Origin of the sequence: Streptomyces sp. CG4 (assembly GCF_041080655.1) — a bacterium.
Lineage (GTDB): Bacteria > Actinomycetota > Actinomycetes > Streptomycetales > Streptomycetaceae > Streptomyces.
This window is the reverse complement of the sequence record NZ_CP163525.1, coordinates 2,740,204-2,759,422: the sequence shown is the minus strand read 5'-3', so window position 1 is coordinate 2,759,422 and position 19,219 is coordinate 2,740,204. Positions and strand designations below refer to the sequence as shown.

12 protein-coding genes are annotated in these 19,219 nt (G+C 70.2%); 9 read left to right on the top strand and 3 right to left on the bottom strand.

Annotated features, from left to right (window positions below):
- On the bottom strand, positions 1-2,760 hold the full coding sequence (locus AB5L52_RS12460) for a SpoIIE family protein phosphatase (RefSeq protein ID WP_351016347.1): 2,760 nt from the start codon (positions 2,758-2,760) through the stop codon (positions 1-3).
- A 409-nt stretch (positions 2,761-3,169) separates the two neighbouring features.
- On the opposite strand from AB5L52_RS12460, the gene AB5L52_RS12455 reads away from it, so the two are divergent.
- From AB5L52_RS12455 to AB5L52_RS12415, 9 genes are all read left to right on the top strand, one after another.
- On the top strand, positions 3,170-8,629 hold the full coding sequence (locus AB5L52_RS12455) for a HAMP domain-containing protein (protein ID WP_351016344.1): 5,460 nt from the start codon (positions 3,170-3,172) through the stop codon (positions 8,627-8,629).
- Between the two features lie 298 nt (positions 8,630-8,927).
- Positions 8,928-9,608 carry a response regulator gene (locus AB5L52_RS12450; protein WP_351016341.1) on the top strand — a complete coding sequence of 227 codons (681 nt, stop codon included), beginning with the start codon at positions 8,928-8,930 and terminating at the stop codon, positions 9,606-9,608.
- 124 nt (positions 9,609-9,732) lie between these two features.
- Positions 9,733-12,456, top strand: a complete 2,724-nt coding sequence (locus AB5L52_RS12445) for a DNA translocase FtsK (protein ID WP_369364004.1) — start codon at positions 9,733-9,735, stop codon at positions 12,454-12,456.
- 278 nt (positions 12,457-12,734) lie between these two features.
- Entirely contained in the window at positions 12,735-13,577 is an 843-nt protein-coding gene (locus AB5L52_RS12440; protein WP_369364002.1) for a helix-turn-helix domain-containing protein, read from the top strand.
- A 95-nt stretch (positions 13,578-13,672) separates the two neighbouring features.
- Entirely contained in the window at positions 13,673-15,145 is a 1,473-nt protein-coding gene (gene rimO, locus AB5L52_RS12435) for a 30S ribosomal protein S12 methylthiotransferase RimO (protein ID WP_369364001.1), read from the top strand.
- The gene (gene pgsA / locus AB5L52_RS12430; protein WP_369363999.1) at positions 15,142-15,906 is read left to right on the top strand and encodes a CDP-diacylglycerol--glycerol-3-phosphate 3-phosphatidyltransferase; all 765 of its coding nucleotides are present in this window, start codon (positions 15,142-15,144) and stop codon (positions 15,904-15,906) included. Before rimO ends, pgsA begins: the two co-directional genes overlap by 4 nt.
- Positions 15,903-16,448, top strand: coding sequence for a CinA family protein (locus AB5L52_RS12425; RefSeq protein WP_351016326.1), 546 nt, complete (start codon positions 15,903-15,905; stop codon positions 16,446-16,448). Before pgsA ends, AB5L52_RS12425 begins: the two co-directional genes overlap by 4 nt.
- Before the next feature lie 109 nt (positions 16,449-16,557).
- A complete protein-coding gene (locus AB5L52_RS12420) occupies positions 16,558-16,932 on the top strand; it encodes a helix-turn-helix domain-containing protein (RefSeq protein ID WP_369363997.1) in 375 nt (124 codons plus the stop codon).
- A 308-nt stretch (positions 16,933-17,240) separates the two neighbouring features.
- Complete coding sequence (locus AB5L52_RS12415; RefSeq protein ID WP_351564146.1) at positions 17,241-17,522, top strand: hypothetical protein; 282 nt, start codon at positions 17,241-17,243, stop codon at positions 17,520-17,522.
- Here AB5L52_RS12415 and AB5L52_RS12410 read toward each other — a convergent pair.
- Positions 17,470-18,234 (bottom strand): SDR family NAD(P)-dependent oxidoreductase, encoded by a 765-nt coding sequence (locus tag AB5L52_RS12410; RefSeq protein WP_369363995.1) that lies wholly within the window; start codon positions 18,232-18,234, stop codon positions 17,470-17,472. The genes AB5L52_RS12415 and AB5L52_RS12410 overlap by 53 nt on opposite strands.
- Positions 18,235-18,328: 94 nt before the next feature.
- Positions 18,329-19,174, bottom strand: a complete 846-nt coding sequence (locus tag AB5L52_RS12405) for a DNA-formamidopyrimidine glycosylase family protein (RefSeq protein WP_351564142.1) — start codon at positions 19,172-19,174, stop codon at positions 18,329-18,331.
- Positions 19,175-19,219: the final 45 nt, after the last annotated feature.

Sequence of the window (19,219 nt, the reverse complement as noted above, 5' to 3'; positions counted from 1 at the left end):
TCACGCCTCCTTGTGGTGGCCCGGGACGCGCATCGCCAGGATGGCCATGTCGTCCGACGGGGCATCCGAAGCGAAGCGTTCCACGGCCCGCATGATGCGCGCGGCGACCGCGCCCGCGGTCAGACCCGTGCAGGTGGTGAGGACGTCGGCGAGGCCGTCGTCGCCCAACATGCGGGAGCCCTCACGGCGTTCGGTGACGCCGTCCGTGACGCACAGCAGCACGTCACCGGGGTCGAGGGTGACCGTCTCCTCGTGCAGTTCCAGGTCCTCGATCACGCCCAGCAGCGGCTGCGGTTCGGCGGCGGGCGTCACCGTGCCGTCCTGGCGCAGGCGCAGCGGGAGCGGATGGCCTGCGCAGACCACCTTCAGCTCGGCGCTGCCGTCCTCCTGCGGGCGCATCTCCCCGTAGAGGAGCGTCAGGAAGCGGCTGCGGTCGCCCTCGTCGAGAATGGCGGAATTCAGGCGCTGCAGGACCGCCGGTCCGGACAGGCCCTCGCGGGCCAGCAGGCGCAGGGCGTGCCGGGCGAGGCCCGTGACCGCGGCCGCGTTCGGGCCCGTACCGCAGACGTCGCCGATGGCGAAGCCGTAGGCGCCGTTGCCGATGGGGAAGAGGTCGTAGAAGTCGCCGCCGACTTCGTTGCCCTCGCCGGCCGCCCGGTAGATGACCTCGACCTCGACGCCCTCGATGTGCGGGGTGCCGGGCGGGAGCAGGCTGCGCTGGAGAGCCTGGCTGATGGCCGTGCGCTCCGAGTAGAGGCGGGCGTTGTCCAGGGCGAGCGCGGCCCGGCGGGACAAGTCCTCGGCCAGTTCGAGGATTTCCTGGCGGAAGTGTTCGTCGGTGGGCTTGCCGAGGACGAGCATGCCGATGACGCGGTTGCGGGCTACGAGCGGCAGGACGACCGTCTCGCCGCCCACCGCGGACGCCGTGGCGAGGGTCGGGCCGATGCCCGCGGTGACCCGGTGCGTGGGGCCGCCGGACAGGCCGAGGCTGCGCATGGAGGTGCGCAGGGCCGCCTGGTGCGCCACCTCGGCGGGGATGGTCCACACGCGGGCGCCCGGGGTCGGCACCGGGTCCGGCGGGGCGATCTTCGACAGCAACGACTTGATGCCGTCGATGAGTTCCTCGTCCTCGTGCAGGACGTACGACAGATAGGGCTCGGAAGCCTGGTCGGCGATCGTGTAGACGGCGCACCAGGTGGCCAGGGTCGGGACCGTCATCTGGGCCATCAGGGCCAGCGTCTGGTCGCGGTCCAGGGTGCCGGCGAGCAGGTCGGAGGCTTCGACCAGGAAGCTCAGGGAGCCGCGGCGCAGCCGTTCCAGCTCGCCCAGGCGGGCCGACTCGACGGCCAGGGCGATGCGGTCGGCGGCGAACTGCAGGCGCAGCGCCTCCTCGTTGGAGTACCGGCCCGGTGCCTCGGCCGCCACGCCGAGGGAGCCGGTGAGCCGGCCCTCGACCTTCAGCGGGACCGTGACGACCGAGCGCATGCCGGTGCCGGACAGCAGCGGTACGGCTCCTGGTACGGCGGTGAGGTCGTCGTGGACGGCGGGCATGCGCGCGGAGCCGTAGCGGCCGGGGCCGGCCTCGACGGGGACGCGGGCGAAGCGCTGGCGGGCCGAGGGCAGGCCGGTGGAGGCGCGGACCTCCAGCTCGGTCTCGTCGTCGGTGGCGAGCAGCAGGAACGCGGAGTCGCCGTCGAGCATGTCGCGGGCGCGCTCCACCGTGCGCTGCAGCAGTCCGTCGAGGTCGTCCGGGGCGGGGGAGCCGATGAACACCTCGAAGGGGTCGGTGCTCTGGCCGTCGGGGGACGAGGTCTGGTCGGTGGCCGGCACGCGCGGCGGGGACTGCAGTACGGCGCGCTCGTGGTCGCGGACCAGGAGGCAGACGGTCGAGGGTTCGCCGCCGGTGTCGCGGACCCTGAGGTGGGAGGCGTAGACCGGGGCCACCCGGCCGTCGGCGCCGCGGATGCCGTAGCTGCCCTCCCAGCGGGAGAGTCGGAGGGCTTCGGCCACGCCGGTGCTGGTGCCCGGGGTGTGCGGCCAGGCCGCCAGTTCGGTGAGGGGGCGGCCTACGACCTCGGTGGCGGGGTAGCCGAAGAGTTCCTCGGCGTCCTCGTTCCAGGAGGTGATGGTGCCCTTCCGGTCGACCTGGAGGACCGCGACGCGGACCCGGCCGTCGGCCAGCGGGAGCAGGTCGGCGGGCAGGGAGGGACCGGCGGTGCGGGTGCCGACCGGGCGTTCGGGGAGGTTGAGCTGGAACCAGACGTTCTTGTGGGTGGGGGTGTAGTCGACGCCCCAGCGGGTGGCCAGGGCCGCGCACAGCTGCAGGCCGCGGCCGCCCTCGCGGTCGGGACTGCCCATCGAGGCCGGGGCGCTCTGGAGCGGGACCTCGCGCTCCGGGTAGCGGTCGGCGACCTCGATGCGCACGCCGTCCTCGGCGCGCAGGCACAGCACGTCAGCATGGGTGCCCGCGTGGACGACCGCGTTGGTCACCAGTTCGCTGGTGAGGACGACGGCGTCGTCGACGACATCGGCGAAGCCCCACCCCTGGAGCGTGTCACGGACGAAGGACCGGGCGGTCGCGACCGATCGCCCGACGGGCTCGAAAGTGGCGGCCGCGCGCGCGGTGATCACAGAACTCCTCGGCCGGTTGTCGACGTGCAGGGCTGCATGGCCGGCCGGCTCGCTCCGCTGCTGCGGCATCAGCTCGCCCGTCGGCTGTGGCTCCGGGGGCTGTCCCCCGGGGATGACTCCGGTGGTCATGGTCTGCGGCCGCCCCTCCGATGCCCGCTCGTGCTCGTGCCACCGCCCAGGCCGGTCGGACCGGTGCGGCTGGACAGCCGCATGCAAGGTTACTTACCTTCGCCGTCCGAGCGGATGCCGGTCGCAGGTGTTTACCCCCGAGGGTGTGCGGACGATGTGCGAAGCTGCCGAACTGTTATGGCCTGGTTCGGGCAGGGTGAAACACTGGGCAAGCTTCTGATGAAGGTCGGGTCGGGGTGCGTGTGTTCCGTGTACGGCGGGCAGCAGCCCCTGGTGTGGCCGGATCTCGTCTGGAAGAAATACGCAGCAGTAACGGGTACGCGGAAGTATCCGGTATGCCGATGACCGGCAGGCCGGGCCGAAGCGGCCGAGCACAGCAGTAACGGTCTACCCCTCCGGGAGGGACACAGTGGAGTCTGGCGCGGCGACGCGTGGCACGAAGACGCGCGCGAAAGGCGGACCGTCCCTGGGCAGGCGCGGCAGTACGACTGCCGTGGACACGGCTGCCCTGAACCGGCTGCTGACGGCGCTCGTCGCGATGCGTGACGGGAACTTCCGCAAGCGGCTCACGGTGTCCGGGGACGGCGTGATGTCGGAGATCGCGGCCGTCTTCAACGAGGTGGCCGACCGGAACATGCACCTGACCGGTGAGCTGTCCCGGGTGCGGCGCATGGTGGGGCGTGAGGGAAAACTCACGGAACGGCTGGAGACGGGGGCCTGCGAGGGCTCCTGGGCGTCCGCCATCGACGCCTCCAACGCGCTGGTGGACGATCTGGTCTGGCCGGTGTCGGAGGTCAGCCGGGTGCTGACGGCGGTCGCGGAGGGCGATCTGTCGCCGCGCATGGAGCTGCGCACGCAGGCCCCGGACGAGGGCACCGGGCATCCGCTGCGGGGCGAGTTCCTGAAGGTCGGCCGTACCGTCAACAACCTGGTCGACCAGTTGTCGACGTTCACGGACGAGGTCACGCGCGTGGCCAGCGAGGTCGGCACCGAGGGCAAGCTCGGCGGTCAGGCCCGTGTGCGCGGTATGTCCGGTTCGTGGAAGGACCTGACCGAGTCCGTCAACACCATGGCGAACCGGCTGACCGCGCAGGTGCGCGACATCGCGCTGGTCACCACGGCGGTCGCGCGGGGTGATCTGTCACGCAAGGTCACCGTGCATGTGGCCGGCGAGATGCTGGAGCTGAAGAACACCGTCAACACGATGGTGGAGCAGCTGTCGTCCTTCTCCGTCGAGGTGACCCGGGTCGCCCGTGAGGTGGGCACCGAGGGCATCCTGGGCGGTCAGGCACAGGTTCCGGGTGTGGCCGGTGTGTGGAAGGAGCTGACCGACTCCGTCAACACGATGGCGGGCAACCTCACCGCACAGGTGCGGGGGATCTCGCAGGTCACGACCGCTGTCGCCAGTGGTGACCTGTCGCAGAAGGTGACGGTTCCGGCGCGTGGCGAGGTGGCGCAGCTCGCCGAGACGATCAACCAGATGACCGAGACGCTGCGGATCTTCGCGGACGAGGTCACGCGCGTGGCGAACGAGGTCGGCGCGGAGGGGCGGCTCGGCGGCCAGGCGAACGTGCCGGGCGCGGCCGGCACCTGGAAGGACCTCACCGACTCCGTCAACACGGTGTTCCGGAACCTGACCACGCAGGTGCGTGACATCGCCACCGTGACGACCGCCGTGGCCAGCGGTGATCTGTCGCAGAAGGTCACGGTCGACGTCGCGGGCGAGATGCTGGAGCTGAAGAACACCGTCAACGGGATGGTGGACCAGCTGTCGGCGTTCGGTGCCGAGGTGACCCGCGTCGCGCGGGAGATCGGCGTCGAGGGCGAGCTGGGCGGTCAGGCGCAGGTGCCCGGTGCCGCCGGTGCGTGGAAGGACCTGACGGACTCCGTCAACACCGCGTTCCGTAACCTCACCGGACAGGTGCGCAACATCGCCCAGGTGACCACGGCGGTGGCCAACGGCGACCTCTCCCAGAAGGTCACTGTGGACGTCTCCGGCGAGATGCTCCAGCTGAAGAACACCGTGAACACGATGGTGGACCAGCTGTCGAGCTTCGCCGACCAGGTCACGCGGATGGCCCGGGACGTGGGTACGGAGGGCCGCCTCGGCGGTCAGGCCCGGGTGGACGGCGTGTCGGGCACCTGGAAGGAGCTGACGGACTCCGTCAACTTCATGGCCGGCAACCTGACCTCGCAGGTGCGGCAGATCGCCCAGGTGACGACGGCCGTGGCGCGCGGTGACCTGTCGCAGAAGATCGACGTCGACGCGCGCGGCGAGATCCTTGAGCTGAAGAACACGATCAACACGATGGTCGACCAGCTGTCCGCCTTCGCCGACCAGGTGACCCGGGTGGCGCGTGACGTGGGTACGGAGGGCCGCCTCGGCGGTCAGGCGCAGGTGCCCGGTGTGGCGGGTGTGTGGCGGGATCTGACCGACTCCGTGAACGGCATGGCCGGCAACCTCACGGCTCAGGTGCGCAACATCGCGCAGGTCGCCACCGCCGTGGCCCGCGGTGACCTCTCCCAGAAGATCACCGTGGACGCGCGCGGGGAGATCCTGGAGCTGAAGAACACGCTGAACACGATGGTCGACCAGCTGTCGTCGTTCGCGGAGGAGGTCACGCGTGTGGCCCGCGAGGTGGGTACGGAGGGCATCCTCGGCGGTCAGGCCGAGGTGCAGGGTGTCTCCGGCACCTGGAAGGACCTCACGCAGTCCGTGAACTTCATGGCGAACAACCTGACCATCCAGGTGCGCAACATCGCCGAGGTCACGACGGGGGTGGCCAAGGGCGACCTGTCGAAGAAGATCACGGTTGACGCCAAGGGCGAGATTCTTGAGCTGGTCACGACGGTCAACACCATGGTTGATCAACTGTCCAGCTTCGCCGAGCAGGTGACCCGGGTGGCCCGTGAGGTGGGCACCGAGGGCATTCTGGGCGGTCAGGCGCACGTACCGGGCGTCACCGGTATCTGGAAGGACCTGAGCAACAACGTCAACCTGATGGCCAACAACCTGACCATGCAGGTGCGGAACATCTCCCAGGTCGCGGCGGCGGTGGCCAACGGCGACCTGACACGGCAGGTGACGATCGAGGCGCGCGGCGAGGTCGCGCAGCTGGCCGACACCTTCAACACCATGGTGAAGACGCTGAGTTCGTTCGCCGACCAGGTCACCAAGGTGGCCCGCGAGGTGGGCACGGACGGCATCCTCGGCGGTCAGGCGCATGTACCGGGTGTGGCCGGCACCTGGAAGGACCTCACCGAGTCCGTGAACCAGATGGCGTCCAACCTGACCGGTCAGGTGCGCAACATCGCCATGGTCACCACGGCCATCGCCAAGGGTGACTTGACGAAGAAGATCGACATTGACGCCCGCGGTGAGATTCTCGAGCTGAAGACGACGATCAACACGATGGTCGATCAGCTGTCCAGCTTCGCCGAGGAGGTCACGCGCGTGGCCCGCGAGGTGGGCACCGAGGGACAGCTGGGCGGCCAGGCACGTGTGCGTGACGTCGACGGCACCTGGCGGGACCTGACCGAGTCCGTGAACGAGATGGCCGGGAACCTGACCCGGCAGGTGCGTGCCATCGCGCGCGTGGCGACCGCGGTGACCCGTGGCGACCTGAACCTGAAGATCGACGTGGACGCGTCCGGCGAGATCCAGGAACTGCAGGACTACATCAACAAGATGATCGCCAACCTGCGCGACACCACGATCGCCAACAAGGAGCAGGACTGGCTCAAGGGCAACCTGGCCCGCATCTCCGGCCTCATGCAGGGCCGCCGCGATCTGGAGGACGTGGCCTCGCTGATCATGAGCGAGCTGACGCCGGTGGTGTCCGCGCAGCACGGCGCGTTCTTCCTGACGATGCCGCTCATGGAGGGCAAGGACGCCGCTGCCGGCGCGGACCCCTACGAGCTGCGGATGCTGGGCTCGTACGGCTACTCGATGGGCTCCATGCCGACGTCGTTCCGGCCCGGTGAGGCGCTGGTCGGCACGGCCGCCCAGGAGAAGCGCACGATCCTGGTGGAGAACGCGCCCAGCGGCTATCTGAGGATCTCCTCCGGGCTCGGCGAGGCCCCGCCCGCGCAGGTGATCGTGCTGCCGGTGCTGTTCGAGGGCAATGTGCTCGGTGTGATCGAGCTGGCCTCCTTCACGCCGTTCACGCAGATCCAGAAGGACTTCCTCAACCAGATCGCCGAGATGATCGCGACGAGCGTCAACACCATCTCGGTCAACACCAAGACCGAGCAGCTGCTGCGCCAGTCGCAGGAGCTGACCGAGCAACTCCGTGAGCGGTCGGCCGAGTTGGAGAACCGGCAGAAGGCGCTGCAGGCCTCCAACGCCGAACTGGAGGAGAAGGCCGAGCTGCTGGCCCGGCAGAACCGCGACATCGAGGTGAAGAACACCGAGATCGAGGAGGCCCGGCAGGTCCTGGAGGAGCGCGCCGAGCAGCTCGCGGTGTCGATGCGCTACAAGAGCGAGTTCCTCGCCAACATGTCGCACGAGCTGCGTACGCCGCTCAACTCGCTGCTGATCCTGGCCAAGTTGCTGGCCGACAACGCCGAGGGCAATCTCTCGCCGAAGCAGGTGGAGTTCGCGGAGACCATCCACGGCGCCGGTTCCGATCTGCTCCAGCTGATCAACGACATCCTCGACCTGTCGAAGGTCGAGGCGGGCAAGATGGACGTCTCGCCGACGCGTATCGCGCTCGTACAGCTCGTGGACTACGTGGAGGCCACCTTCCGGCCGCTGACCGCGGAGAAGGGCCTGGATCTGTCCGTACGGGTCTCCCCGGAGCTGCCCGCGACCCTGCACACCGACGAGCAGCGGCTGCTGCAGGTGCTGCGCAACCTGCTGTCGAACGCCGTGAAGTTCACCGACTCCGGCTCGGTGGAGCTGGTCATCAGGCCGGCCGGTGCGGACGTACCGGTGCGCATCCGGGAGCAGCTGCTGGAGACCGGCTCGCTGACCGACCCGGCGGCGCCGCTGATCGCGTTCTCGGTGACGGACACCGGCATCGGGATCGCGGCCAGCAAGATGCGGGTGATCTTCGAGGCGTTCAAGCAGGCGGACGGCACGACCAGCCGCAAGTACGGCGGCACCGGCCTCGGTCTGTCGATCTCCCGGGAGATCGCGCAGTTGCTCGGCGGTGAGATCCACGCGCAGAGCGAACCCGGCCGCGGCTCGACGTTCACGCTGTACCTGCCGCTGCACCCGAGCGAACTGCCGCCGCAGGGCTACCAGCAGTCCGTGCCCCAGCTGGAGGCCGGCGAGCTGCTGGCCTCCGAGGCGCAGGAGTCCTCGGAACTGTCCGCCGTGGAGGTCGAGACGCCGGCCGAGGTGAAGTCGTACCGGGAGACGCAGAACGGTCCCGCGGCGCTCTTCCGGCGCCGCCGGCGGGGCCTGCCGCAGGGGGAGCTGCGCACCGAGCAGTGGGTGGCGGTCCCCGGGCAGGAGGGCGCGCCGCACTCCGCGCGCCCGGTGCGGTTCGGCGGCGAGAAGGTGCTGATCGTCGACGACGACATCCGCAATGTGTTCGCGCTGACCAGCGTCCTGGAGCAGCACGGGCTTTCGGTGCTGTACGCCGAGAACGGCCGTGAGGGCATCGAGGTGCTGGAACAGCACGACGACGTGGCGGTCGTGCTGATGGACATCATGATGCCGGAGATGGACGGGTATGCGACGACCACGGCGATCCGCCGGATGCCGCAGTTCGCCGGGCTGCCGATCATCGCGCTGACCGCGAAGGCGATGAAGGGCGACCGGGAGAAGGCGATCGAGTCCGGCGCCTCGGACTACGTGACCAAGCCGGTCGACCCGGATCATCTCCTGGCCGTGATGCAGCAGTGGATGGGTGGGAAGTGACGAGATCGGTCCACCGCGATGTGAACACCCGGGGAACCCTCGGCGTGTGTCGGGAGTTGCCCACTTGAGGTGAGTGCGAACGTACGACTTAAGGTGGCAGCGCACGTATGGGAATGCCGTATTCCGGGAACCATCCCGGCCTCCGCCGCGTTTCCGCTACGAGCACAGTGACATCGCGGTGACAGGGTGTGGCGACAGGCGGGGTGCGGCTACGATGACCGGCACAAGGACGGGCGGCGAAAGGGAGTCGTCCCCTGGGGCGGCGCCCGGTGTACCGCCGGGGCGAGGAGGGCGGGCCATGGTGCAGAAGGCCAAGATCCTCCTGGTCGATGACCGGCCGGAGAATCTGCTGGCGCTGGAGGCGATCCTCTCGGCGCTCGATCAGACGCTGGTGCGGGCATCGTCCGGGGAGGAAGCACTCAAGGCACTGCTCACGGACGATTTCGCGGTCATTCTGCTGGATGTCCAGATGCCGGGCATGGACGGCTTCGAGACCGCCGCGCACATCAAGCGGCGCGAGCGGACCCGGGACATCCCGATCATCTTCCTGACGGCGATCAACCACGGCCCGCACCACACCTTCCGGGGCTACGCGGCGGGTGCGGTCGACTACATCTCCAAGCCGTTCGACCCGTGGGTGCTGCGCGCGAAGGTCTCGGTCTTCGTCGAGCTGTACATGAAGAACTGCCAGCTGCGCGAGCAGGCGGCACTGCTGCGGCTGCAGTTGGAGGGCGGCGGCAAGGGCGCGGTCGGCGGCAAGGAGTCCGCCGGGCTGCTCGCCGAGCTGTCCGCGCGGCTCGCGGCCGTCGAGGAGCAGGCCGAGGCGCTGTCCAAGCAGCTGGACGACGATTCGGCGGACGCGGCCGCGGTGGCCACGGCGGCCCATCTGGAGCGCAAACTCACCGGGTTGCGGCGCGCACTGGACGCCCTGGAGCCGGGCGCGGGCCCGAGCGGTTCCTCGGTGCCGGTGCAGAACTGACTTACGCCCGGACGGCGGTTGCCCATGAGTGCGCGTCAGCTCCGGTCTCCGGCAAGGGCGACACGATCGGGTGAAGCTGTGGGCACACGTGTCCGCCGTCGTCTCCCCCGGTAACCTCACACTCATGGCCTCACGTCCCTCCGCAGCCAAGAAGCAGCCCGCGAAGAAGGCGGCCGCTCCCTCGAAGGCTCCGGCGAAGAAGGCCGCAGCGAAGAAGGCGGCGGCCAAGAAGGCGCCTGCCAAAAAGGCACCGGCCAGGAAGGCCGCGCCGAAGCCGGCACCCAGCCCCACCGGGGGCGTGTACAGGCTCGTGCGCGCCCTCTGGCTCGGTGTCGCGCACGCCGTCGGCGCCCTCTTCCGCGGCATAGGCCGGGGCGCGAAGAACCTCGACCCGGCCCATCGCAAGGACGGCATCGCACTGCTCCTGTTCGGCATCGCCCTGATCGTCGCCGCCGGCACCTGGGCCAACCTCAAGGGCCCCGTCGGCGACCTCGTGGAGATCCTCGTCACCGGCGCCTTCGGCCGGCTCGACCTCCTGGTCCCGATACTGCTCGCGGTGATCGCCGTACGGTTCATCCGGCACCCGGAGCAGCCGGAGGCCAACGGCCGGATCGTGATCGGCCTGTCCGCGCTCGTCATCGGGGTGCTCGGCCAGGTCCACATCGCCTGCGGCTCGCCCGCGCGCAGCGACGGCATGCAGGCCATAAGGGACGCCGGCGGCCTCATCGGCTGGGCGGCGGCCACCCCGCTGACGTACACCATGACCGATGTCCTCGCCGTACCCCTGCTGGCGCTGCTGACGATCTTCGGCCTGCTCGTGGTGACCGCCACCCCGGTCAACGCCATCCCGCAGCGACTGCGCGCGCTCGGCGTACGCCTGGGCGTGCTGCACGACCACGAGGCGGAGGACTTCAGCGAGGACGACGAGCGCTACGACGAGCAGTGGCGCGAAGCGCTGCCCGCGCGCCCCCGCAAGCGCTCGTCCGCCCCCAAGTCGTACGACCCCGACGGCGCCGAGGAAGAGGCCCTCTCGCAGCGCCGCGGCCGCCCCAGGCGCTCCGCGGTGCCCCAGCCGGATCCGCAGCGCCAGATGGACGCCGTGGACGTCGCCGCGGCCGCCGCCGCGGCGCTCGACGGCGCGGTGCTGCACGGCATGCCGCCCTCGCCGCTGGTCGCCGACCTCACCCAGGGCGTCAGCATCGGCGACCGCGAGGAGACGACTCCGGTACCGACCCCCGCGCCCGCGCCGTCCCCGGTGCCGGCCGCGCGCCCCAAGCAGGAGCAAATCCAGCCCGGGACCGTCCCCGACCTGACCAAGAAGGCCCCCGAGGAGCCCCGCGACCTGCCGCCGCGCGCGGAGCAGCTCCAGCTCGCCGGGGACATCACCTACGCGCTGCCGTCGCTGGACCTGCTCACGCGCGGCGGTCCTGGCAAGGCGCGCAGCGAGGCCAACGACGCGGTCGTCGCCTCGCTCACCCAGGTCTTCACCGAGTTCAAGGTGGACGCGGCCGTCACCGGTTTCACCCGCGGCCCGACGGTCACCCGCTACGAGGTCGAGCTCGGCCCGGCCGTGAAGGTCGAGCGGATCACCGCGCTGACCAAGAACATCGCGTACGCCGTCGCCAGCCCGGACGTGCGGATCATCAGCCCCATCCCCGGCAAGTCCGCGGTCGGCATCGAGATCCCGAACACCGACCGGGAGATGGTCAACCTCGGCGACGTGCTGCGCCTCGCGGAGTCCGCCGAGGACGACGATCCGATGCTGGTCGCCTTCGGCAAGGACGTCGAGGGCGGGTACGTGATGCACTCGCTGGCGAAGATGCCGCACATGCTGGTCGCGGGCGCCACCGGCTCCGGCAAGTCGTCCTGCATCAACTGCCTGATCACCTCGGTCATGATCCGGGCGACTCCCGAGGACGTCCGGATGATCCTCGTGGACCCCAAACGCGTCGAACTGACCGCGTACGAGGGCATCCCGCACCTGATCACGCCGATCATCACCAACCCCAAGCGGGCCGCCGAGGCGCTGCAGTGGGTCGTCCGCGAGATGGACCTGCGCTACGACGACCTCGCGGCCTACGGCTACCGGCACATCGACGACTTCAACCAGGCGGTGCGCGACGGCAAGGCCAAGCCGCCGGAGGGCAGCGAGCGGGAGCTGCAGCCGTACCCGTATCTGCTGGTGATCGTCGACGAGCTGGCCGACCTGATGATGGTCGCCCCCCGGGACGTCGAGGACTCGATCGTGCGCATCACACAGCTCGCGCGCGCGGCCGGCATCCACCTGGTGCTCGCCACCCAGCGCCCCTCGGTCGACGTGGTCACCGGTCTGATCAAGGCCAACGTGCCCTCCCGGCTGGCCTTCGCGACCTCCTCGCTCGCCGACTCCCGGGTCATCCTCGACCAGCCCGGCGCCGAGAAGCTGATCGGCAAGGGCGACGGCCTGTTCCTGCCGATGGGCGCGAACAAGCCGACCCGTATGCAGGGCGCGTTCGTCACCGAGGCCGAGGTCGCGGCCGTCGTCCAGCACTGCAAGGACCAGATGACGCCGGTCTTCCGGGACGACGTCACGGTCGGCACCAAGCAGAAGAAGGAGATCGACGAGGACATCGGCGACGACCTGGACCTGCTGTGCCAGGCGGCCGAACTGGTCGTCTCCACCCAGTTCGGGTCGACCTCCATGCTCCAGCGCAAGCTGCGCGTCGGCTTCGCCAAGGCCGGGCGGCTCATGGACCTCATGGAGTCCCGCAACATCGTGGGGCCGAGCGAGGGCTCCAAGGCACGTGACGTTCTTGTGAAGCCTGATGAGCTGGACGGCGTGCTCGCGCTGATTCGGGGGGAGGAATAGGGCGAAGGGTCGCCCGGCGGACGCCGGTTACGCCGGGTGGCCTCATCGTCGTGATCCACCCGTTAGAGATCGGCGGGCAACCGTTTCCCTTTCTCGTACGTCAAGTTGAGCGAGAGGACAGGAAGGCATCTCATCCTGGGGTACGTCTTGTCCAGCCCTCGGCGTGTCCGGCCATTCCGATGGCGTACAAAGTCCCACCGCCCGGTTGCCCCACCCTTTCGTACCACCCCTAGACTGAACTTCCAGCACAGGTGGCTACACGCTCGAAAGGCGCCCCCGTGTCCATCGGCAAATCCCCTGAAGACGAGCGTCCGTTCCGAGACGAGTCCCAGGAAGCCCGTGTCTCCGTGGGCCACGCCCTCAAGGAGGCGCGGATCGCGGCCGGGCTCACCGTGGACGACGTCAGCAGTGCCACTCGTGTCCGCATCGCCATCGTGCACGCCATCGAGGCGGACGACTTCACCCCGTGCGGCGGCGACGTGTACGCCCGCGGGCACATCCGTACGCTGGCCAAGGCCGTCCATCTCGATCCCACTCCCCTGATCGCCCAGTTCGACGCCGAGCACGGCGGGCGTCCCGCCCCCACCCCGGCAGCACCTCTGTTCGAGGCCGAGCGGATCCGGCCCGAGCGGCGCGGGCCCAACTGGACCGCGGCCATGGTCGCCGCGATCGTCGTCGTGATCGGTTTCGTCGGCTTCACCATGGTGAAGGGCGGCGACTCCGGAAGCGATGCGAAGTCGCAGGTCGCCGAGGGCAGCACGCCCGCCGCCAGCAAGTCGGCCTCCGCCCCGCCGAAGAAGGACAAGCCCGCCGCACCGAGCACCGAACCCTCCGACAGCGCCATCGCGGCGGCGCCCCAGGACAAGGTGACCGTCCAGGTCAGTGCGCCCAACGGACGCAGCTGGATCTCGGCCAAGGACCACAACGGCCGGATGCTCTTCGACGGGCTGCTCAAGAAGGGCGAGTCCAAGACCTTCCAGGACAGCTCCAAGATCAACCTGATCCTCGGCGACGCCGGCGCGATCGAGCTGTACGTCAACGGCAAGAAGATCGACGACAACTTCCAGCCGGGCGCCGTGGAGCGCCTGACCTACACGAAGGGCGATCCGGTAGCGGGCTGACCGGCCCCTTCGGAAGCGCCTGTGCGACGGAGTCGGCCAAGATCAGCCAACCCCGTCGACGTGGGCTGTCAGTGAGACGAAGTAGTCTTGAGCCCATGCCTGAACGCCGTACCGTCGCACTCGTCACTCTTGGCTGCGCCCGTAACGAGGTGGACTCGGAGGAGCTCGCAGGCCGTTTGGAGGCGGACGGCTGGCAGCTCGTCGAGGACGCCGCGGACGCCGATGTCGCCGTGGTCAACACGTGTGGCTTCGTGGAGGCCGCGAAGAAGGACTCCGTCGACGCCCTCCTCGAGGCCAACGACCTCAAGGACCATGGGAGAACCCAGGCCGTCGTGGCGGTGGGCTGCATGGCCGAGCGGTACGGCAAGGAGCTGGCCGAGGCGCTGCCCGAGGCCGACGGCGTGCTCGGCTTCGACGACTACGCGGACATCTCCGACCGCCTGCAGACCATCCTGTCCGGCGGCATCCACGCCGCCCACACCCCGCGGGACCGCCGCAAACTGCTGCCGATCAGCCCCGCCGAGCGGCAGGAATCGGCCGCCGCGGTCGCGCTGCCCGGCCACGGCCCGGCCGACCTCCCGCAGGGCGTCGCGCCCGCCTCCGGCCCGCGCGCACCCCTGCGCCGCCGCCTGGACGGCTCACCGGTCGCCTCGGTGAAGCTCGCTTCCGGCTGCGACCGGCGCTGCTCCTTCTGCGCCATCCCGTCCTTCCGTGGCTCATTCATCTCCCGCCGCCCCAGCGACGTGCTGAACGAGACCCGCTGGCTGGCCGAGCAGGGTGTGACGGAGATCATGCTCGTCTCCGAGAACAACACCTCCTACGGCAAGGACCTGGGCGACATCCGCCTGCTGGAGTCCCTGCTGCCGGAGCTGGCCGAGGTCGACGGCATCGAGCGGGTCCGCGTGAGCTATCTGCAGCCGGCCGAGATGCGCCCGGGACTCATCGACGTCCTGACCTCGACCCCCAAGGTCGCCCCGTACTTCGACCTGTCCTTCCAGCACTCCGCGCCCGGCGTGCTGCGCGCCATGCGCCGCTTCGGCGACACCGACCGGTTCCTCGATCTGCTCGACACGATTCGCGCCAAGGCCCCCGAGGCCGGCGTGCGCTCCAACTTCATCGTCGGCTTCCCCGGCGAGAGCGAGGCGGACCTGGCCGAGCTGGAGCGCTTCCTGAACGGCGCCCGCCTGGACGCCATCGGCGTCTTCGGCTACTCCGACGAGGAGGGCACGGAAGCGGCGACGTACGACGACAAGCTGGACGAGGACGTCGTGGCCGAGCGCCTGGCGCGGGTGTCCCGGCTGGCCGAGGAGCTCGTCTCGCAGCGCGCCGAGGAGCGCGTCGGCGAATCGGTACGCGTGCTGGTCGAGTCGGTCGACGAGGAAGAGGGCGTCTACGGCCGCGCCGCGCACCAGGCGCCCGAGACCGATGGCCAGGTGCTGCTCACGAGCGGCGCGGGCCTCACCGTCGGACGTATGGTCGAGGCGAAGGTGGTCGGTACGGAAGGTGTCGACCTGGTGGCCGAGCCGCTGACCGGTTCGCTCGGGTGTAGTGAGGAGGCGGGCAGATGACCGGAGTCCCGGCATCCGCCGCGGGTGGCTCCTCCGGCGCGCACGGCGCACGGGGCCCCGCCGCCGACGGCGCCCGGTCCGAGGTCTCCGGTTCTGCCCCTGCTCCCGGCTCCGGCAACGCGGCCGACGCGAAGCCGGCGCGCGGCGGCAAGATCGCGGCCGCGGCCGTCAACCAGGCGAGCGTCTGGAACGTGGCCAATCTGCTGACCATGCTCCGCCTGGTCCTGGTGCCCGGCTTCGTGGCACTGATGCTGGCGAACGGCGGCCACGACCCGGCCTGGCGCGCACTGGCCTGGGCGGCCTTCGCCATCGCCATGATCACCGACCTGTTCGACGGGCATCTGGCCCGCACGTACAACCTGGTCACCGACTTCGGGAAGATCGCCGACCCCATCGCCGACAAGGCGATCATGGGGGCGGCGCTGATCTGTCTGTCGGCTTTGCGCGATCTGCCGTGGTGGGTGACGGCCGTGATCCTCGGCCGGGAACTCGGCATCACGCTGCTGCGTTTTCTGGTCATTCGCTACGGCGTGATCCCGGCCAGCCGTGGGGGCAAGCTGAAGACCCTCACCCAGGGCGTGGCGGTCGGGATGTATGTCCTGGTGCTCACGGGATGGCTGGCCACTCTGCGTTTCTGGGTGATGGCCGTGGCGGTCGTCCTCACCGTTGTCACCGGCCTCGACTACGTAAGACAAGCCATTGTGCTGCGGCGGCGGGGAATCGCCGCGCGCGCGGCAGCGTTGGAGGAGAAGGAAGCGTGAGCGCTCAGGCCACCGAACTGGTGCGACTACTGACTGTGAGGGGAGAGACCCTCGCTGTCGCCGAGTCCCTCACCGGTGGCCTGGTGGCGGCGGAGATCACCTCGGTTCCCGGAGCGTCCAAGGTGTTCCGCGGTTCGGTCACCGCCTACGCCACGGCGCTGAAGCACGAGCTGCTGGGCGTCGACGCCACCTTGCTGGCGCAGCAAGGAGCGGTGGACCCGCAGGTCGCGGGCCAGATGGCAGCCGGAGTGCGGAAGGCTCTGGACGCCGACTGGGGCATCGCGACCACCGGAGTCGCCGGCCCCGAACCGCAGGACGGCAGGCCCGTCGGGACGGTCTTCGTGGCCGTCGACGGGCCGCTCACCGACCGCCCCGGTTCTGCCGGTGGCGGAAAAGTGGAGGCCCTGCGGTTGAACGGCAGCCGTGCGGAAATCCGTATGGAGAGTGTACGGAGCGTGCTCACACTGCTCCTTGAGCAGCTTGCGGGCGAACACACCGGGAATGAGCGGGCACAGGATACGGAACGGAACGGGGGGTTTTGATGTTTGCAGCCCTGAGTGAACACGACATCGCTCCCCGCACGGCCGCGGCGCAAGGCGGTACGGTGGGGCGAGAAGGATGCGGCTACGCGGTCCGAGGAGGGAGCCACCGATGATTCTGCTCCGTCGCCTGCTGGGTGACGTGCTGCGTCGGCAGCGCCAACGCCAGGGCCGTACTCTGCGCGAAGTCTCCTCGTCCGCCCGAGTCTCACTCGGCTATCTCTCCGAGGTGGAGCGGGGGCAGAAGGAGGCTTCCTCCGAGCTGCTCGCCGCCATCTGCGACGCGCTGGACGTACGGATGTCGGAACTCATGCGGGAAGTGAGCGACGAGCTGGCGCTCGCCGAACTGGCCCAGTCCGCCAGGGCCACCGAGCCCGTGCCTGCGCCGGTCCGTCCGATGCTGGGTTCGGTGTCGGTGACCGGTGTGCCACCGGAACGGGTGACCATCAAGGTGCCCGCCGAGGCGGTGGACGTGGTCGCCGCGTGAGTCTGTGCGCGGCTTAGCAATCCGAGACGAGTGAAGCCCCGGCCGGCTGCTCCAGGAAGACCTGGAGCGCCGGCCGGGGCTTTCGCCTTGCCGTCTCCCGCCCGTCGGGTGTGCGGCTCGCGTTGCTTGTGCGTCCGTTTGCCGGGCCCGGGTGGTGCGGTCATGGTGGAGGGATGCGGCGGCAGGGACGTAAGCGTTGCGGCCGAGATCGGTGCGCTGATGTGTGGCCGGTGCTGCATCGGTGAGCCCTCGGTGCGCCTCCCGCGCTGCGCGGGCGGCGGTCTAGCGTCCCGCTGGAGGTGACGGCCATGGTGGTGCGGACAGCGCGCTACGGGGTCGCCCTGGTGCTGGGGGCCGTGTGGTGGTGGGCCGTGCTGCGGCTCGCCCTCGGGCAGGGCGCGGGCGTGCTGGAAGGGGCCGTCGCGGCCGGCGGATGGGGCCTGAGCCTGCTCCCGGTGCACTGTGTGCCCAAGGGACGGGCGGACGGGGCGTTGCCGACGGGGCGCTGGGTGGCCGCCTGGCGAGCGGGGGACGACGTCACCAGGGCATCGACACACCCCCGTTCGGGCGAAGTATCTGACCCGTCGTGAACGCCGACGCGTCCGACGCCAGGTACAGCACCGCGTGCGCGACGTCGTCCGGCTCGCCGACCCGGCCCAGTGGCGCCATCCGCGCCATCATGCCCTCGGTGTGCGCCTGCGCCTCACGATCATGTCGCTCGGTCATCGGGGTGCGGACCCAGCCCGGTGCGATCGCGTTGACCCGGATGCCGTGCCGGCCGATCTCGGTGGCCAGCGTCTTGGTCAGCTGGACCACGGCCGCCTTCGCCGCGCCGTAGCAGAGCAGCCCGGGGCCGCCGGTGTCGACCGCGCCGGACGCCATGGTGACGATGCTGCCCCGGGTGTCCCGGGCCAGCATCAGCCGGGCCGCCTCCTGGCAGGCGTGGAGCACGCCCTTGAAGTTGACGTTCAGCACCCGGTCGAGATCTTCGTCGCGGGTCTCCAGTACGGGGCTGTTGTGCATGATCCCGGCGATCGCCGCCATCACGTCCAGGCGCTCGCAGGACCGGACCGCCTCGGCCAGCGCCGCCCGGTCGGTGACGTCCAGGACATGGGTACGGGCCGTGCCGCCGCGTTTCTCGATCAGTTCCGCCGTGCGGTGCAGGCCGTCCGCGTCCCGGTCGGCACAGTGCACGGTCGCGCCCGCCTTGGCGAGCAGCACGGCGGAGGCCCGGCCGATGCCGCCGGCGGCTCCGGTGACGAATGCGGTGCGTCCGGTGAGGTCGTACGCCGTGAGGGGCATGTAGCGACGGTACGAGCGTTTCTGACGGATCGTCAATTAGTGGGGCGGTGCGGATCGTCCACCACCCCTGGAGGCGGGGTGTCGTGGCGCGTCGTCAGGCTGTGCGGCGGGGGTGGCGATCGCGCCGGCGCTGAGGTGCGCCGGGGGCGGGCGCGGGGCCCGGCTGGCAGGTCGGGCACCAGTAGGTGGGGCGGTCCTGGGAGCCGTCGCCCTGGTCGGCCACGCGGACGGGGGTGTGGCAGCGCAGGCAGGGGCGGGGTGCGCGGCCGTAGACGAACAGGTCGTGCCGGTGCAGGCCCGTGGTCCGGCGGACCGGGCGGTCGCGGTTCGCCTCCAGGAGCTTCTTGGCGAGCCCGGGCAGCTTCTCGGCGCGATCCGCGGGCAGCGCACCGACCGGCAGCCATGGGGTGACGCCGAGCAGGAAGCACAGCTCGCTCTTGTAGACATTGCCGATGCCGGCCAGATTGCGCTGGTCGAGCAGGGCCTCGCCGAGCGGGCGGGCGGGATCGGCGAGCACGTTGGCGAGAGCGCGCTCGGGGTCCCAGTCCGGGCCGAGCAGATCCGGGCCGAGGTGGCCGACGACCCGCCCTTCCTCGCCGGTGCGCAGCAGCTCCAGGACCTGGAGGCGATAGCCCACGGCCGTGCGATCGACGGTACCGAGGACCGCCCGGATCTGGTGCGCCGGGCCGCCGCGCCAGCGCTCGCCCGTGCCGTACACCTTCCACGCGCCCTCCATCCGCAGATGGGTGTGCAGGGTCAGGCCGCCCTCGAACCGGGTGAGCAGGTGCTTGCCGCGCGGAATCGTGCCGAGCACCGTACGGCCCGTGAGGTCGACCGTCGCGTACTTCGGCACCCGGAAGTCGCTGCGGGTCAGCGCCTTGCCCGCGAGAGCCTCGTGCAGCCGCCGCGCGGCCTGCCAGACCGTGTCACCTTCGGGCATGCGTCCAGGGTGCCATGGGGGAGGCGGGGTCCAGGGAGCGGCTGC

Coding starts and splice junctions, on each gene's coding strand:
- AB5L52_RS12415 (WP_351564146.1), top strand. CDS start 17,241: ATGGTGGTGCGGACAGCGCGCTACGGGGTCGCCCTGGTGCTGGGGGCC.
- AB5L52_RS12460 (WP_351016347.1), bottom strand. CDS start 2,760: ATGACCACCGGAGTCATCCCCGGGGGACAGCCCCCGGAGCCACAGCCG.
- rimO (WP_369364001.1), top strand. CDS start 13,673: ATGCCTGAACGCCGTACCGTCGCACTCGTCACTCTTGGCTGCGCCCGT.
- AB5L52_RS12445 (WP_369364004.1), top strand. CDS start 9,733: ATGGCCTCACGTCCCTCCGCAGCCAAGAAGCAGCCCGCGAAGAAGGCG.
- AB5L52_RS12450 (WP_351016341.1), top strand. CDS start 8,928: ATGGTGCAGAAGGCCAAGATCCTCCTGGTCGATGACCGGCCGGAGAAT.
- AB5L52_RS12405 (WP_351564142.1), bottom strand. CDS start 19,174: ATGCCCGAAGGTGACACGGTCTGGCAGGCCGCGCGGCGGCTGCACGAG.
- AB5L52_RS12410 (WP_369363995.1), bottom strand. CDS start 18,234: ATGCCCCTCACGGCGTACGACCTCACCGGACGCACCGCATTCGTCACC.
- AB5L52_RS12420 (WP_369363997.1), top strand. CDS start 16,558: ATGATTCTGCTCCGTCGCCTGCTGGGTGACGTGCTGCGTCGGCAGCGC.
- pgsA (WP_369363999.1), top strand. CDS start 15,142: ATGACCGGAGTCCCGGCATCCGCCGCGGGTGGCTCCTCCGGCGCGCAC.